The organism is Pseudomonas sp. microsymbiont 2 (assembly GCF_054788395.1).
The window spans coordinates 2,211,922-2,228,178 of the sequence record NZ_CM139112.1 but is presented as its reverse complement, the minus strand read 5'-3'; the positions used below and the strand labels follow the sequence as shown (position 1 = coordinate 2,228,178).

Sequence of the window (16,257 nt, the reverse complement as noted above, 5' to 3'; positions counted from 1 at the left end):
CTATGCGGCCCTTTCGCGACACAAGGCCGCTCCTACAGGGTTACGCCCGCCCCCTCAGGCAATCACGACCTGACCATCCCCCAGTGACTGCGCCGCGATCCCCACCAGCGTCACGCTGTCCCCGCCGAACTTCAGCACCAGGTCATCGCCTACCTGGCTGGCATGTTCGCGCCAGTCCGGCGCCGTCGTGCCGCCGTCCACGCCAATGAACACCAGCCGGTCCTGCCCGGTGAAGTCCAGCACCCGATCCTGGCCGAAATGCTCGCTGAACAGGAAGGTGTCGCGCCCGCCGCCGCCAATGAGCACATCGTTGCCCGCGCCGCCAACCAGCACATCATTGCCGGCGCCGCCCTGCAGTCGGTCGTCACCGCCCAGACCGAACAGCCACTGGCCCTGGTTGCCCGCCACCAGCTGGTCGCCGGTCTGGGTGCCGTTGAGCGAGGACGCATAGGGCGTGATCTTGCCGCTCTCGAACAGCCCCTGCGCCGCCACCCCGTGGCTGACTTCCTTGCTGAAGATCAGCAGGCTCGATTCCTTGCTCACCAGGCTCTCGACATTGCGTACCAGGCTGATGCCGCCCTGGGTGTCGCGCACGTACAGCGTGCCCTCGCCGTCCCGGGCGATGCTCAGGTTGGCCAGGGCGTCCTGCAGCTTCAGGGTGTCATGGCCGGCGCCGCCGTCGATCAGGTTGAAGCCGCCGTCGTCGCGGAAGGTGTCGTTGCCGGCCCGGCCTTCGAGATAGTCGTTGCCACGCCCGCCATGGATCAGGTCATCCTTGTCCGAGCCGATGATGAAGGTGCTGCCCTTGTGCGGTTCAGCGTTGCGGTTGAGATCCTCGACCCAGGTCGAGCCACGGGTCACGTCGGACAGGTTGCTGACCACGATGGTCGAGTCACGACCGGTCCACTGATAGAAGGACGAGTCCAGCACCCTGCCCAGGCCATCGGCATAGGCCGAGGGCAAGTGCGACAGCCAGGTGGCGATGTTGCCGATGGAGAACGGCAGCAGGTTCCAGGCATCGGAGGCGTAATGATCGTTGAAGTTGACGATGTTGTCGGTGGCGGATGCCTTGGCGCCGTCATGCACGCCGAGGGTGCCCCAGGTCGCCGAGGTGCCGTCGAGCACGCGGAACACCGGGTCGTTCTCGTAGCCGATGTTCAGCACCTTGTCGGCGTCGGCGGCCTGGGTCGGCGAGGCGAAGGCGACGTAGCGCGCGTCCTGGTAGAAGCCACCCCAGCGCGAGGCGCTCAGGTCGGCCAGGCTGTTGACCGCAAGGCCGCCCAGGCTGTGGCCGCTGACCGTCACGTCGGCGCCGCTCAGGCCATTGGCCTTGGCGAAGGCCGCGACATCGGCCAGCAACTGGCCAAAGGCGTTGCCGGCATAGTCGCGGGCATAGCCGGCCGGGCCGAGCGCCGCCAGCAGGTCGTTGATGGCGTCGCCGATGGTGTCGCCCAGCAGGTTTTCACGCGGGCCGCTGGTGCCGCGGAAGGCGATGCCGATACCACTGAGCTGGCCGGCGGCGTCATAGCGTCCGAGGATTTCCACCTGCGCCGAGGTATAGCCCGGCGCTTCGCCGTGAAAGGTGCCGCGAGCGTCGGTCTTGCCCTGATAGCCCAGTTGCGCCGCGCTGATCGGCGTCCAGCCGGCGGCCTTGACCTGGGCCAGGGCCTTGGCCTCGGAATCGGGGTTCCACGGAATCCCAGGGATCACGCCCTGGCTGTCGGTGCCGCCGATCAAGGCCTTGACCAGGGTGGCCGGCAGGCCGAGGCCGAAGCCGTGCTTCTGGTAACCGGCACTGAAGCCGTCATCGATGCCATGGTAGGCGTAGGTCGCCAAGGCCATGGCGTCCTTGTAGAGCGCGGAAGAGGCAGTACTGTCGAGCTGTCGATAATCGAATACGGGCATGGATCACGTCCCTGTTCTAGGTAGGAAAAGCGCCCGCAGCGACATCGTCCTTGCTGACACGACTGACGGGCGAAAGGCAAAGCTGGCACGGAAGTACCACTTCGTCCACTGCCAAACGGGGGCTACCCTGCCAAAGATGCGCACATAAAAGCTGTACATGCATACAGATAAAACTTGCCTGCGCGGCCTGCCTTGCGCATCCTAGTGCGCAACTTTCACGATGAAGCGTTTCGGCCATGCGCCTCTTTCTCTGCGAAAAACCCTCCCAGGCAAAAGACATCGCCAAGGTACTGGGCGCCCAGCGCCGTGGCGACGGCTGCTGGCAAGGCAGCGACGTCTGCGTGACCTGGTGCATCGGCCACCTGCTGGAAACCGCCCCGCCCGACAGCTACGACGAACGCTACAAGCGCTGGACCCTCGAGGACCTGCCGATCATCCCGGAAAAATGGAAGATGACGGTCAAGCCCAAGACCGCCAGCCAGTTCAAGGCAGTCAAGCGCCTGCTTGGCGAGGCCCGCGAGCTGGTGATCGCCACCGACGCCGACCGTGAAGGCGAGATGATCGCCCGCGAACTGGTCGAGCATTGCCGCTACCGGGGGCCGATCCAGCGCCTGTGGCTGTCGGCGCTGGACGATGCCTCGATCCGCAAGGCGCTTGCTCGCCTGCTGCCGGGCCAGGAAACCTTCAGCCTCTACCATTCGGCCCTGGGCCGCTCGCGGGCCGACTGGCTGATCGGCATGAACATGAGTCGCCTGTTCACCCTGCTCGGCCGCCAGTCCGGCTACCAGGGCGTGCTGCCGGTGGGCCGGGTGCAGACGCCCACGCTGCGCCTGGTGGTGGACCGCGACCGCAGCATCGCCGACTTCGTGCCGGTACCCTACTGGGCCATCGAGGTGCAGTTGCAAAGCGCCGGCAGCGTGTTCAACGCCCAGTGGCGCGCCCCGGAGGATGCCTGCGACGACCAGGGCCGTTGCCTCAAGCAGGAGCTGGCGCGACAGGCCGCCGCCGACATGCAGGCCGCCGGCAGCGCGCGGGTACTGAAGATCGCCACCGAACGCGTGCGTGAAGCCGCGCCCCTGCCCTTCGACCTCGGCACCCTGCAGGAGCTGTGCTCGAAAAAGCTCGGCCTCGGCGCCCAGGAGACCCTGGACATCGCCCAGGCCCTGTACGAGACCCACAAGCTCATCACCTACCCGCGCAGCGACAGCGGCTACCTGCCCCTCAGCCAGCACGCCGAGGCAGCCGGTATCCTCGCCGCCCTGCAGCGCGCCGACGCCAGCCTCGCCCCACTGCAGGCCTACCTCGATCCACAGCGCCGCTCGCGCGCCTGGAACGACCAGAAGGTCAGCGCCCACCATGGCATCATCCCCACCGCCGCCGCGAGCGACCCGGCGCGCCTGCCGCCCAAGCACAAGGCGGTGTACACCCTGATTCGCGCCCGCTACCTGGCGCAGTTCCTGCCCAACCACGAATACGACCGCACCCAGGCCGAATTCGACTGCGCCGGCCAGGCATTGCGGGCGGTGGGCAAGCAGATCGTCGAACCGGGCTGGCGCCGGGCGCTGCCCGAAGCACTGACCCCGGCCAAAGGTCGCGAGGCGTCACCGGCCCAAGTGCTGCCGGCGCTGCGCGAAGGCCAGGATTGCCAGGTGCAGGGCCTGCAACTCAAAGACCTGTGGACCCAGCCACCCAAGCCCTTCACCGAAGGCGACCTGATCAAGGCGATGAAGAACGTCGCCAAGCTGGTGGACGACCCGCGACTCAAACAGAAGCTCAAGGAAACCACCGGCATCGGCACCGAAGCGACCCGTGCCAGCATCATCCAGGGCCTGCTCGACCGCGGCTACCTGGTCAAGAACGGCAAGGCACTGTCCGCCACGCCCGCGGCCTTCAGCCTGATCGACGCCGTGCCCCGCGCCATCGCCGACCCCGGCACCACCGCCATCTGGGAGCAGGCGCTGGACATGGTGCAGAGCGGCGAAATGAGCCTGGACGAGTTCGTCACCCGCCAGTCGGCCTGGATGGGCAAGCTGGTGCAGCGTTGCAGCGGCATGCGCCTGACCATCAGCGGACCGGCGGCGGGCAAGGCGGCGGCGCCGTGGAAGAAGAAGCGCAAGGGTGCCGCCAAGGGCAAGACAGCAGCCGGCAAGCCCCGGCAGCCGCGACGCAAGGCAGCGACCTAGCGCGTTCCGATCGCGGGGCAAGCCCGCTCCCACGCCTGTTCGTATTCGACGCGTGGGAGCGGGCTTGCCCCGCGATGGTGCCATCTACTGGCGCAATGAAAATCCTCTGCTATTTTTTCATGAAAATAATCAGAAAAAATTTCACGAGGCCTCGACATGTTCAAGCAATCCGCCCAGCACGTCGCCAGCTACTACGCCCAGACCTACCCGGCCGCGCTCCCCCTGCGCCCGACACTGCAAGGTAGCCATGAGACCGATGTCCTGATCGTCGGCGCCGGGTTCAGCGGCCTGCACACCGCCTTGCGCCTGGCCCTGGCCGGTAAGCGTGTCATCCTGCTGGAGGCCAGCCGGGTGGCTTGGGCCGCTTCCGGACGCAATGGCGGCCAGGCGTTGCTGGGCTGGTCCTGCGACATGCCACCGCTGGAGAAAGCCCTGGGCCTGGAGCGCACCCGTCGCCTGTGGGACAGCATGTGCTGGGCGGCCGAGGAAATGCGCGACCTGCCCCAGCGCCACGGCTTCGAGGTGGACTACCGCCTCGGCAGCCTGTGGACTGCCGTGCTACCACGCCGGGTGAAGCTGCTGGAGCAAGCCCGGGACGAAGCCGCCAACAAGTTCGGCTACGACTGCCTGCGCCTGATCGGGCGCGACGAGCTGCCCGCGTGGATCGACAGCCCGCGCTACCAGGCCGCGCTCTACGACCCCAATGGCGCCCACCTCAACCCGCTGAAGCTCGCCCAGGGCCTGGCCGGCGTCATCGAACAGGCCGGGGGCCGAATCTTCGAGCAGAGCCAGGTGCTCGACTACCGCGAGCAGGACGACGGTTTCGTGATTCGCACCGCCCAGGGCGAAGTACGTAGCGATGTTCTGGTACTGGCGTGCAATGCCTATATCGACGGCCTCGACCGCACACTGTCGCGCCGCCTGCTGCCGGTGGGCTCCTACCAGGTGGCCACGGCACCGCTGGGCGCCGAGCTCGCAGCGTCCCTGCTGCCGCACAACAGCTGCGTGATCGACAATCAGTTCGTCCCCGACTATTTCCGCCTCACCCCAGACCATCGCCTGCTGTTCGGTGGTGGCTGCACTTACCTGGGCGGTATCCCGAAAGATATCGCCGGTGCCACCAGGCCCTACCTGGAACGGGTCTTCCCGCAGCTGCGCGGGGTAGCCATCGAACACGCCTGGGGAGGTCATATCGATTGCAGCATCCTGCGCACCCCGGACATCGGCCGCCAGGGCCAACGCTACTGGCTGCAGGGCTTTTCCGGCCATGGCGTGCTGCCGACCCTGGCCGGGGCGCGGGCGGTCAGTGACGCGATCCTCGGCGACGACGACCTGCTGGCGTTGTACCAAGGCATCGACAATGGCCGCTTCCCCGGCGGCGACCTGCTGGCCGCGCCGCTGGAAGCGGCGGCCAAGGCCTGGTACAGGATGCGCGACCATGTCTGAGCCGCTCGACGACAGCCAGGTCCTGGCACGACTGGTACGCGACCTGCGCAAGCACCGCGGGCTGACCCTGGACGAGCTGGCCGGACGGGTCAAGCGTTCGCTGGGCTTTCTCTCCCAGGTCGAACGCGGCCTGTCGCGCCCGACCGTGGCCGACCTCACGGCCATCAGCGAAGCATTGCAGGTGCCCACCACCTACTTCTACCAGGCTGTGCCGCCACGGCAGATCGACTGGATCACCCGCCCTGATGAGCGCCGCACGCTGTACTACGCCGCCGGAGTCACCGACGTGCTGGTCTCGCCCACTCTCACCGGCCGCTTCGCCATGCTCGAAAGTCACCTGGCGCCCGGCGCCAGCAGTGGCGAGGGGCATCTGGACGACAGCTCGGAGCAAGGTGGTTTCGTGCTAGAGGGCGAGCTGACCCTGTGGCTGGAAGGTGAAGGCACCGCCATCACCCTGTACCCCAACGACAGTTTCCAGCTGCCACCGCATAGCAAATTCCGCTACGCCAACCTGACCGACCGAACGACCCGGGTGCTCTGGGTCTTCCGATGAACGCACGGCTATGAGCCCCTGCAAGCAGCCGCCTCTGTGGGAGCAGGTTCACCCGCTCCCACAGGAGGATCGACAATCTCATGTGTTGTTCCAATGGAGCAGAGCAATGACCAGCGACATCCGCTTTCCCGACCTGCCAAGCGAAGTACGCGCCTTTCGTGCCGCACACCCGGACGTGCGCTACGTCGACCTGATCAGCCTGGACATCCCCGGCCACTTCTACGGCAAGCGCTACCCCATCGACATGCTGGAAAAGGTGGCCGCCGGCAGCCCGCTGAAACTGCCGCAGAACTGCGTGCTGCTCGGCACCCAGGGCGGCTTGTTCCCGATTGGCGACTACTGCTTCAACGACGGCGACCCGGATGCCCCACGCCGCCTGGTACCCGGCACGCTCAAGCCGGTGACCTGGGAGGGTGAGCCACTTGGGCAGATGCTGATCAGCTCCGACGGCACAGCGGCGCCCATCGAGTTCGAACCTCGCGAAGTGCTCAGCCGCGTCCTGCGACGCTTCGAACGCCGCGGCATCCGCCCGGTGGTGGCGTTCGAGCTGGAGTTCTACCTGTTCGACCAGACACTCAAAGGTGGCCTGCCGCAATTTCCCCGCGACCCGCTCAGCGGCGATGCCGACGATCAGCCGAACATGCACATCGATCGCCTGTCGCGTTTCTCCGGTGTGCTGCACGAGATGGTCGAGACGGCCAATGCCCAGGGTGTGGACGCCAATGTCATCACCGCCGAACTGGGGCCGGGGCAGTTCGAGATCAATTTCGGCCATTGCGACGACGGCCTGCGTGCCGCCGACTGGGCGGCGCTGTTCTGCCGCAGCACCCGTGGCGTGGCGCTCAAGCATGGGCTGCGCGCCTCGTTCATGAGCAAGCCCTACCTGCACGCGCCCGGCAACGGCATGCATGTGCATGTCAGCCTCTACGACCAGGACGGCAACAACCTGCTGGCCGCCGACGCCCAGCGCCCGCTGCGCCACGCCGTCGCCGGCTGCCTGGCCTTGCTGCCGCACTGCATGCCGATCTTCGCCGCCAACCACAACGCGTTTCGCCGCCATGGCGCCATGGTCAACACCGCCAGCCGCGCCAGCTGGGGCTTCGAGGACCGCGACGCCTGCCTTCGCATTCCCGAGTCGGATGCGCGCAACCTGCGTATCGAGCACCGGCTGGCCGGGGCGGACGCCAATCCGTACCTGGTGCTGGCGGCGATCCTCTGCGGCATGGAGCATGGGCTCGATGCCAGGCAGGAGCCGATCGCGCCGTTGAACGAGGATCGCGGCAGCGGGATCGACTTTCCCAAGGACATGCTCGGCGCAGTGGCGGCGATGCGCGGGCATCCGGCGGTCAATGAGGGACTGGGTCAGGAGTTCGTGATGGTCTATTGCGAGAACAAGCGCCAGGACCATCTGGCGTTCATGCAGGAAGTCAGTGCGCGGGAGTATCGCTGGTTCCTTTGACATCCATCGCGGGGCAAGCCCGCTCCCACGCAACGATCCCGAACTGGCGTGGGAGCGGGCTTGCCCCGCGATGAGACCGGCACTGGCACCCGCTATCTCCTGGTATTACCATGCACCATCTCTAGCGCGGCCTTTTGCCGCACCTCGCCTTCCAGCCTGCGCACGCCCTCATGCCCTTCGAACTCACCGTAGAACCGCTCACCCTGCTGATCCTCGCCCTGGTCGCCTTCGTCGCCGGATTCATCGATGCCATCGCCGGCGGCGGCGGGCTGCTGACCACCCCGGCGCTGCTCACCGCCGGCATGCCGCCGCACCTGGTACTGGGCACCAACAAGCTCAGTTCCACCTTCGGCTCGGCCACCGCCAGCTTCACCTACTACCGACGCAAGCTGTTCCACCCGGCGCAGTGGCGCCTGGCGATCGTCGGCACCCTGGTGGGCGCGTTGATCGGCGCGGTGATCGCCCACTACATGCCGGCCGAGTGGCTGAACAAGATGCTCCCGGTGATCGTCTTCGCCTGTGGCGTGTACCTGCTGTTCGGCGGCACGCCCCCGGCGCCACTGGATGCCGATGCGCCGATCAAGAAGAAATGGCAGTTCCCGCAGGGCTTCACCCTCGGCTTCTACGACGGCGTCGCCGGGCCTGGCACCGGCGCATTCTGGACCGTGAGCACGCTGCTGCTCTACCCCATCGACCTCGTTCGCGCCAGCGGTGTGGCGCGCAGCATGAACTTCGTCAGCAACATCGCGGCGCTGACGGTATTCATTATTTCCGGGCAGGTGGATTACATCGTTGGGCTGTGCATGGGGGTGTCGGTGATGGTCGGGGCGTTCTTCGGCGCACGCACGGCGATCAGCGGGGGCAGCAAGTTTATTCGCCCGGTGTTCATCACCGTGGTGTTGGCGTTGACCGTGAGGTTGGCTTGGCAGCATTGGTTTGGGTAGGGGGCTGGGGCTGGGGCTGGGGCTGGGATGATTGTTTTGATCTTGCGTGCGCATTCGTAGGCGATGGTGACTATGCGTCAACATCGCAAATGAATGCGCATACAACTATCAAAACCAACAACCAACCAACTAACCAACCAGAACCAAATAAAAATCAGCCAGGTAGAACGGGCTCGGGCATCCCCAACCGCCGCGCCACATACAAGTCAATGAGATACCGCGCAATCGACCGCCCCGCCGGCAAAGGCGGCAACTCATGCACATTGAACCATCGCGCATCCTCGATCTCGTCCGGTTGCATGACGATCTCCCCGCCCGCGTATTCGGCATGAAACCCCAGCATCATCGAATGCGGAAACGGCCAGCACTGGCTGCCAACGTACTGGATGTTCTTCACCTCCACCGCCACCTCCTCACGCACCTCGCGCACCAGGCAGTCCTCAGCCGACTCGCCCGGCTCGGCAAAACCGGCCAGGGTGCTGTAGACGCCGGTGACGAAGCGCGGCGAGCGGGCCAGCAACACCTCGTCGCCGCGGGTGACCAGCACGATCATGCTCGGCGAGATCCGCGGGTAGCTGCGCAGGTCGCAAGGCTGGCAATACATCGCCCGCTCCCAGCGAATCTGCGTCATCGGTTGGCCGCAGCTGCCGCAGAAGCGGTGCTCGCGGGCCCAGGTGCCGATCTGCGCGGCATAGCCGAGCACCTTGTAGGTGTCGAAGTCACCTTCGAGCATGAAACGGCGCAGACCCTGCCAGTGACAGCCCGGCACGTCGCCAGCGGCGCGCAGCTCCAGCAGAAACACCGGTTGGCCATCGAAGTGGCCGATGCCGTGCTCGCACAGCACGTCGAGGTCCTGGCGCTTGAGCCAGTCGCGGGGGAACAGCGCGCCGTTGGCGTCCACCAGGAACCCCTCCGGGCTGCGGGCGACAGCCAGCCCCCCGGAGATCTGCGGGTCGAGTACTGCGGTTGTCCAGCGTGCTGACATGGTTCGGGTCCCTAGAATAGGCGCCCGCCAACCCGGTCAGTCGGCGAACGTCGGTGGCTGTTTGCTCATGTGCGCGGCCACGGCCACGCGCAGGTCTTCGGACTGCAGCATGGCGGCGTTCCAGGTGGCGATGTACTCCAGGCCATCGTCGATGCGATGGTCGCGCATGTAGCTGATCATCTCCTTGGTGCCGGCCACGGCAACCGGCGATTTTGCGGCAATCTCGCGGGCGATGGCAAAGACCCCGTCGAGCAGCGCCGCCTGGTCATCATAGACACGGTTGACCAGGCCGATGCGCAGCGCCTCCTGGGCATCGACCTGGCGCCCGGTATAGGCCAGCTCGCGCATGATGCCGTCACCGATGATACGCGGCAAACGTTGCAACGTGCCGACATCGGCGGCCATGCCCATGTCGATCTCCTTGATCGAGAATTGCGCGTCACTGGCGCAGTAGCGCATGTCGCAGGCCGAGACCAGGTCGATGGCGCCGCCGATGCAGTAGCCCTGGATCGCCGCCAGCACCGGCTTGCGGCAGCTGTCGACGACGGTGAACGAACGTTGCAGGCGTTGGATGGTGCGCCGCAGCAGGCGCGCGTTGCGACCGACGTCCTTGCCCATCTGCTGGGCCAGCGAGGCCAGCATCATCAGGTCGATGCCCGAGGAGAAATGCTTGCCGGCACCGCTGATCACCACCGCGCGCACCGCGTCGGTGTCGTCGATCCACTGGAAGATGTCGACGATTTCCTCCCAGAAGGCGGCGTTCATCGCGTTGATCTTTTCCGGGCGGTTGATCTGCACGTGGGCGATGTTATCGGTCAGTTCGACCTTGAACGCGGTGTAGTCGGTCACGGACGGCACTCCATTGGGGAAAGGGTTCACAACGCAGGATCTTAGCGCACCCGCAAGGCCGCACATGTGCCAAAAGCGGGACTGGATAACTTGCACCGCGCGCGACGATGGGGCACCGTGCGCCACTGCTGAATCAAAAGGATACAAATTCATGTCCCGTTCCCTGACCGGCGCCCTCGCCCACGGCTTCCTGGGCCAGTCGCCGCGTTGGTACAAGGCCGTCATCTGCCTGTTCCTGCTCCTCAACCCGTTGCTGCTGGCGACCCTTGGCCCAGTGGTCACCGGCTGGGTGCTGGTGATCCAGTTCATCTTCACCCTGGGCATGGCGCTCAAGTGCTACCCACTGATGCCTGGTGGCCTGCTGCTGGTCGAGGCGTTGCTGCTGCGCATGACCACCCCTGAAGCGCTGTATGAAGAGCTGCTGCACAATTTCCCGGTGATCCTGCTGCTGATGTTCATGGTCGCGGGCATCCACTTCATGAAAGAGCTGCTGCTGTTCCTGTTCTCACGGATCCTGCTGGGCGTGCGCTCCAAGGCCGTGCTGAGCCTGCTGTTCTGTGTGCTCTCGGCCTTCCTCTCGGCGTTCCTCGACGCCCTGACCGTGACGGCAGTGATCATCAGCGCGGCCGTGGGCTTCTATGCCGTCTACCACCGAGTCGCCTCGGGCGCCAACCCCCGCGAAGAGTCGGCACTGGACAGCGACCATCAGCTCGAACAACTGCACCGCGATGACCTCGACCAGTTCCGCGCCTTCCTGCGCAGCCTGCTGATGCATGGCGCGGTCGGCACCGCCCTAGGCGGTGTATGCACCCTGGTGGGCGAGCCGCAGAACCTGCTGATCGGCCATGAAATGGACTGGCATTTCGTCGATTTCTTCGCCAAGGTCGCGCCCGTGTCGCTGCCGGTTCTCGCAGCCGGCCTGGTGACCTGCGTGCTGCTGGAAAAGCTGCGGCTGTTCGGTTACGGCACGCTGATGCCCGAACGCGTGCGCCAGGTGCTGGCCACCTATGCCGCCGAGGACGATGCCGCGCGCACCTCGGCGCAGCGTGTCGCCCTGCTGGTACAAGGCCTGGCCGCGCTGATCCTGATCGTCTGCCTGGGCCTGCACCTCGCCGAGGTGGGCCTGATCGGCCTGCTGGTGATCGTGCTGATCACCGCCTTCACCGGCATCACCGACGAGCACCGCCTGGGCCGCGCATTCCAGGACGCCATGCCGTTCACCGCCTTGCTGGTGGTGTTCTTCGCCGTGGTCGCGGTGATCCACGAGCAGCAGCTGTTCAGCCCGCTGATCGCCTGGGTGCTGGCCCTGCCGAGCGAGCAGCAGCCGGGCATGCTCTACCTGGCCAACGGCCTGTTGTCGGCGATCAGCGACAACGTGTTCGTCGCCACCATCTATATCACCGAGGTCAAGCAGGCCTTCCTCGACGGGGCGATGAGCCGCGAGCACTTCGAGACCCTGGCGGTGGCGATCAACACTGGCACCAACCTGCCCAGCGTGGCCACGCCCAACGGCCAGGCGGCGTTCCTGTTCCTGCTGACCTCGGCGATCGCGCCGCTGATCCGCCTTTCCTACGGGCGCATGGTGTGGATGGCGCTGCCCTATACCGTGGTCATGGGGGGCCTGGGCTGGTGGGCGGTGACCTACTGGCTGTAGCAGGGGCAGTTGCGCAAGGCTCGGGATCAGTGCGGTCCCTGTGGGAGCGGCTTTAGCCGCGAACACCGGCGTAGCCGGTGCCAGGCACCGCGTCGCTTGCTTCGCGGGTGAACCCGCTCCCACAGGAGTCGCGCAAGGCTGAGGTCAGTGCGGTCCTTGTGGGAGCGGGCTTGTCGGGGCGCCGAACCGCCGCGAACACCGGCAAAGCCGGTGCCATCCACCGCGGCTGTCTCTCCTCAGGTGCGCACACCCGTCGAACCCTGACTATCGTTCAGCACTGCTGTCGATTTTCCCCGGCCTCAGTCGACTATCCAGCACACCCACCCGAGGAGGTTCCCCATGCGCAAGCTCATCGTCGCCGCCTTCATCACCCTCGACGGCGTCATGCAGGCCCCCGGCGGCCCCGAGGAAGACACCAGCGGCGGCTTCACCCATGGCGGCTGGATTCCGCCGTTGGCCGACGAGGCCTTCGGCCAGGCCATGCAGACATTGTTCAGCCAGCCGTTCGAATTGCTGCTGGGACGGCGTACCTACGACATTTTCGCTGGGTTCTGGCCAAACGTCGGTCCCGAGGCAGCGGATCGCCCACTGGCCGACCTGTTCAACGGTGTGGCCAAGCATGTCGCCACCCACCGCCCCGAATCCATCGACTGGCAAAACAGCCACCCCTTGAGTGCCGATGTGACAGGTGCGGTGCGCGCCCTCAAGCAACAGGACGGCCCGGCGCTGCTGACCCAGGGCAGCGGTGAACTGGTACGCCAGTTGCTGGCCGCCGGGCTGGTGGACGAGCTGCGCCTGCTGATCCACCCCTTGCTGCTGGGGCGCGGCAAGCGCCTGTTCGGTGACGATGCGCAGGCGGCGACGTTCGAGCTGGTGGAGTCGGCCGCCACCCCCAAAGGCGTGTTGCTGGCGCACTATGTGCGCAGTGGCCAGGTGCTGACAGGGTCATTTTGAACGACGTCAGGAACTCAGACATGATTCAGCCACACCCGATCAGGGCCCAGGACTGGCCCCTTTACCGCGACTTGCGTCTGCAGGCATTGCTGGACACCCCCGACGCGTTCGGCAGTACCCATGCGGCGGAAGCGACCCGCTCCGACCAAGCCTGGCAGACACGCGTCGAGGCGGTACTGGCGTCAGCCAACGACCAACTGTGGCTGGCACGCGAAGGGCGGACACCCTGCGGCCTGATATGGTGCCGACTGTCCGCCGTCGAACCTGGCGTGGCCGAGCTCTACCAAATGTGGGTCTCCCCGCAGGCGCGCGGTCGTGGCGCGGGCCGTGCGCTGCTGCGGGCGGCGCTGGCATGGGCCGGTGAGCGCCGGGCGCGCGAGGTGAGCCTGGGCGTCACGCTGGCCGACAGCCCGGCAATGGGCTTGTACCGATCGGTGGGGTTCCGCGCCTTCGGACCACCTGGGCCCCTGCGTGAAGGGAGCACGTTGCAGGTTCAAGAGATGCGCCTGCTGCTGGCTCGGGAATAGACCTGGCGAGCGCAGGGCCATGGTCCGGGTATAAGATCGAGGCCCCTGTGCCAGAGATCCCCGCCATGCTGCCAACCGCCGCCTCCCAACACAGTGCTCGACGCGCCAAGCTGCAAGCCCGGCGTGGCCGCGTCGGCCTCGGGCTGGTGGCCGGGCTGTCGGTGCTGGCCGGCATGACCGACGCCATCGGCCTGCTGGCCCTGGGCGATTTCGTCTCGTTCATGAGCGGCAACACCACGCGCCTTGCAGTGGCGATCAGCCAGGTCGACCTGGCGCTGATCCTGCGCCTGGCCGTGGCGATTTTCAGCTTCGTCCTCGGCAATGCCCTGGGCGTGCTGCTGGCCCGACTGTCGCGCCGCCGCGCCGCGCCATTGCTGCTGATCGTCGCCGCCCTGCTCGCCTTCGCCGCTGGCGGGCCCACGGGCGCCACGTTCCCCGCGCTGATCGCGGCGACGCTCGCCATGGGCATGCTCAACGCCGTGGTCGAGCAGGTGAACGGCCTGCCCATCGGCTTGACCTACGTCACCGGCGCGCTATCGCGCTTCGGTCGTGGTCTGGGACGCTGGCTGCTGGGGGAGCGACGGCATGGCTGGCGGGTCCAGCTGGTGCCTTGGACGGGCATGCTGCTGGGCGCGGCGCTGGGGGCCTGGCTGCAGCAACGGTTCGGTCTGCTGGCGCTGTCGGCCAGTTGTGCCCTGGCTTGTGCCTTGGCGCTGCTGACGCGGTTCATCCCGCGGGCCTGGCAACTGGGCTACATGCCGCGCTGAGCCCGTTCAGCGCGGCAGCGGCCCGCAATGCATCACACTGTTGCACACCAGCAGCTGGGCAAGCGCAAACCCCACCAGGCTACCGCAAAAGCCCAGCACGGCGACCTTCCATGGCCGGCTGCCCCTGACCCGCCGACGTATCAGCCAGGCTGTCGCCGCCAAGCCTGCCAGCAGCCCAGGGGCGGAAAAAACATGCCCCAGCCCCAGCAACCCATCGGGATGCAAGCGCCCGGCTTGCAGGCGCAGGTAGGCCAGCAGCGTCGCCGCCAGCGCCGCCGTGGCGCCGGTGATGAACAAGGCTGGAGCACGCAGCGCCAGGCTGGCCATCAGCACCATCGCGTACAAGCCCATCACATACCAAGCGCCGAGGTACAGCGGATAGCCCAGCGTGGCACCCGACAGCCAAAGCGCCACCATGATCAAAGCGGAGAACACCAGGTCTTCCCTGAGCCCCATCGACATGTCCACTCCCTGCCTCCAGACCTGACGCTGATCAGTCTAGCCAGTGACACGCCAACGGCCGCCTCGATAGTCACTATCGAGAACGACAATTTCTAATGCCCGGCCACGCCCAATAACCTTGGTCCATCGATTCGATGCCGACGAATCCCCGAATCATGGACCGCCCACGATGAACACCACCAGCCGCCTGCTGTTCGCTGCCCTGACCGCCTTGGCCATTGCCGTGCTGAGCGGTTGTGCCAATCATCCCGAACTGCGTCCTTACAGCGCCGCAGAAACCCGCCAGCTGCAACTCGAAGCACTGCAACGCCAAGGACTGAGCCAGGCGGAGTATGAACGGCGCAAACTGGCCGTGCTGCGCGCCGGCCAGGAGCAAGTGGTGACGGACGCCGCCGCCAGCACCGGCAGCACCCGCGGCTGATCGCGGCAAAGGCTTTACCCCGCCCGTTGCAAAGCTGTTAGCCTTGCCCTGTTCAGGTCACCACGGACAGCCCATGGCCAACCACAAGATCGAGATCCGCCGGCGCAACGTCGAGAAGATCCTCCACGCCGCCGAGCAGGTGTTCGCCGAGAAAGGCTACGGCGCCACCTCCATGGGCGATATCGCCGAACTGGCGCAACTGCCGCGCTCCAACCTGCATTACTACTTCAGCACCAAGGACGACCTGTATCGCGCGGTGCTGCAGGACCTGCTGGACGTGTGGAAACAGGACGCCCTGTGCTTCGAGCGCTTCGACGACCCGCGGGTAGTGCTGACCAGCTACATCCGCGCCAAGATGGGCCACTCGCGCTCACGCCCCCTGGGCTCGAAGATCTGGGCCGAAGAGATGCTGCACGGCGCGCCGCTGCTCGGCGCGAGCCTGGATGACAGCCTGGTGCCCTGGGCACAGCTCAAGCAAGCGAAGATCCGCAGCTGGGTCGAGGACCAGCGCATCCTGCCGGTGGAGCCTTCGGCGCTGCTGTACATGATCTGGGCGGCGACCCAGCACTACGCCGACTTCGGCTACCAGGTGACGCTGCTCAACGACGGCCAACCACTGTCGGACCTGGCCTTCGAAAGTGCCGTGCAGACGGTGACCAGTGTCATCCTGCGCGGGATCGGCCTCGAACCCTGACCTCCCTTCAAGGACTTGCCATGCCCCACACCCCTGCCGAGCGCGCCGAGCGTAGCGTTCATCATGTCCATGAACTGATTCACGCCGTGTTCACCCGGCCTGCGAGCGATACGGTGCGACAACTGGATGAACTGCTCGCCGCGTTCGCCGACGACTTCAGCATGGTCGGCACGGCGGGCAAGGTCGTCGATCGTGCGCAAGTGGAGCAGTTGTTCAGAGCGGTCGCGGGAACGCGTTCCGGACTTGAGATCGTCGTCGACCAGATACGCGTGATATGGCAGGTCGGGCCGCATGTGGCGGTGCGCTACCAGGAGACTCACCGCCTGGCGGGCCAGCAGACCCGGCGCTGGTCGCTGGCGATCGTCGAATGCACAGGCACCGGGGTGATCTGGCGCTGCCTGCAGGAGACGCCGATCGGCGACTGAGCCTCGCGTGGCAAGCCCGCTCCCACGTG

The 16,257-nt window shown here is 66.2% G+C and carries 16 protein-coding genes; 12 read left to right on the top strand and 4 right to left on the bottom strand.

All coding sequences use genetic code 11. The features are described 5' to 3' along the window. Nucleotides 1-54: 54 nt before the first annotated feature. Complete coding sequence (locus ACYUME_RS10045; protein WP_460418742.1) at nt 55-1,905, bottom strand: polyurethane esterase; 1,851 nt, start codon at nt 1,903-1,905, stop codon at nt 55-57. Between the two features lie 236 nt (nt 1,906-2,141). On the opposite strand from ACYUME_RS10045, the gene ACYUME_RS10040 reads away from it, so the two are divergent. From ACYUME_RS10040 to ACYUME_RS10020, 5 genes are all read left to right on the top strand, one after another. Then, complete coding sequence (locus ACYUME_RS10040; protein ID WP_460418741.1) at nt 2,142-4,088, top strand: DNA topoisomerase III; 1,947 nt, start codon at nt 2,142-2,144, stop codon at nt 4,086-4,088. Nucleotides 4,089-4,244: 156 nt separating this feature from the next. Next, on the top strand, nt 4,245-5,534 hold the full coding sequence (locus ACYUME_RS10035) for an NAD(P)/FAD-dependent oxidoreductase (RefSeq protein WP_460418740.1): 1,290 nt from the start codon (nt 4,245-4,247) through the stop codon (nt 5,532-5,534). Continuing rightward, entirely contained in the window at nt 5,527-6,087 is a 561-nt protein-coding gene (locus ACYUME_RS10030; RefSeq protein WP_460418739.1) for a helix-turn-helix domain-containing protein, read from the top strand. The genes ACYUME_RS10035 and ACYUME_RS10030 overlap by 8 nt, the downstream gene beginning before the upstream one ends. Nucleotides 6,088-6,193: 106 nt before the next feature. Further along, nucleotides 6,194-7,546 carry a glutamine synthetase family protein gene (locus ACYUME_RS10025; protein WP_460418738.1) on the top strand — a complete coding sequence of 451 codons (1,353 nt, stop codon included), beginning with the start codon at nt 6,194-6,196 and terminating at the stop codon, nt 7,544-7,546. Nucleotides 7,547-7,716: 170 nt separating this feature from the next. Next, nucleotides 7,717-8,490, top strand: a complete 774-nt coding sequence (locus tag ACYUME_RS10020; protein WP_279888703.1) for a TSUP family transporter — start codon at nt 7,717-7,719, stop codon at nt 8,488-8,490. A 154-nt stretch (nt 8,491-8,644) separates the two neighbouring features. Here the strand turns inward: ACYUME_RS10020 and nudC are convergent, their stop codons facing one another. Together nudC and ACYUME_RS10010 are read right to left on the bottom strand one after the other, a co-directional pair. Then, on the bottom strand, nt 8,645-9,475 hold the full coding sequence (gene nudC, locus ACYUME_RS10015; RefSeq protein ID WP_460418737.1) for an NAD(+) diphosphatase: 831 nt from the start codon (nt 9,473-9,475) through the stop codon (nt 8,645-8,647). 36 nt (nt 9,476-9,511) lie between these two features. After that, nucleotides 9,512-10,324 carry a crotonase/enoyl-CoA hydratase family protein gene (locus tag ACYUME_RS10010; protein ID WP_279887686.1) on the bottom strand — a complete coding sequence of 271 codons (813 nt, stop codon included), beginning with the start codon at nt 10,322-10,324 and terminating at the stop codon, nt 9,512-9,514. Nucleotides 10,325-10,475: 151 nt separating this feature from the next. Here ACYUME_RS10010 and nhaB point away from each other — a divergent pair, with 151 nt between their 5' ends. The 4 genes from nhaB (at nt 10,476) to ACYUME_RS09990 (ending at nt 14,226) form a co-directional block, all read left to right on the top strand. Next, the gene (gene nhaB / locus ACYUME_RS10005) at nt 10,476-11,978 is read left to right on the top strand and encodes a sodium/proton antiporter NhaB (RefSeq protein WP_460418736.1); all 1,503 of its coding nucleotides are present in this window, start codon (nt 10,476-10,478) and stop codon (nt 11,976-11,978) included. Nucleotides 11,979-12,317: 339 nt separating this feature from the next. After that, nucleotides 12,318-12,932 (top strand): dihydrofolate reductase family protein, encoded by a 615-nt coding sequence (locus tag ACYUME_RS10000; protein ID WP_279887688.1) that lies wholly within the window; start codon nt 12,318-12,320, stop codon nt 12,930-12,932. Nucleotides 12,933-12,952: 20 nt separating this feature from the next. Next, entirely contained in the window at nt 12,953-13,459 is a 507-nt protein-coding gene (locus ACYUME_RS09995) for a GNAT family N-acetyltransferase (protein ID WP_460418735.1), read from the top strand. A 65-nt stretch (nt 13,460-13,524) separates the two neighbouring features. Beyond that, nucleotides 13,525-14,226, top strand: a complete 702-nt coding sequence (locus tag ACYUME_RS09990; RefSeq protein ID WP_460418734.1) for a YoaK family protein — start codon at nt 13,525-13,527, stop codon at nt 14,224-14,226. 6 nt (nt 14,227-14,232) lie between these two features. Here the strand turns inward: ACYUME_RS09990 and ACYUME_RS09985 are convergent, their stop codons facing one another. Beyond that, nucleotides 14,233-14,688 (bottom strand): hypothetical protein, encoded by a 456-nt coding sequence (locus tag ACYUME_RS09985; RefSeq protein ID WP_460418733.1) that lies wholly within the window; start codon nt 14,686-14,688, stop codon nt 14,233-14,235. Nucleotides 14,689-14,857: 169 nt separating this feature from the next. Between ACYUME_RS09985 and ACYUME_RS09980 the strand changes: the two genes are divergently transcribed. From ACYUME_RS09980 to ACYUME_RS09970, 3 genes are all read left to right on the top strand, one after another. Then, a complete protein-coding gene (locus tag ACYUME_RS09980; protein WP_460418732.1) occupies nt 14,858-15,109 on the top strand; it encodes a hypothetical protein in 252 nt (83 codons plus the stop codon). A 73-nt stretch (nt 15,110-15,182) separates the two neighbouring features. Then, nucleotides 15,183-15,803 (top strand): TetR/AcrR family transcriptional regulator, encoded by a 621-nt coding sequence (locus ACYUME_RS09975; RefSeq protein ID WP_279887695.1) that lies wholly within the window; start codon nt 15,183-15,185, stop codon nt 15,801-15,803. A gap of 20 nt (nt 15,804-15,823) precedes the next feature. Continuing rightward, complete coding sequence (locus tag ACYUME_RS09970; protein WP_460418731.1) at nt 15,824-16,228, top strand: DUF4440 domain-containing protein; 405 nt, start codon at nt 15,824-15,826, stop codon at nt 16,226-16,228. Nucleotides 16,229-16,257 lie beyond the last annotated feature (29 nt).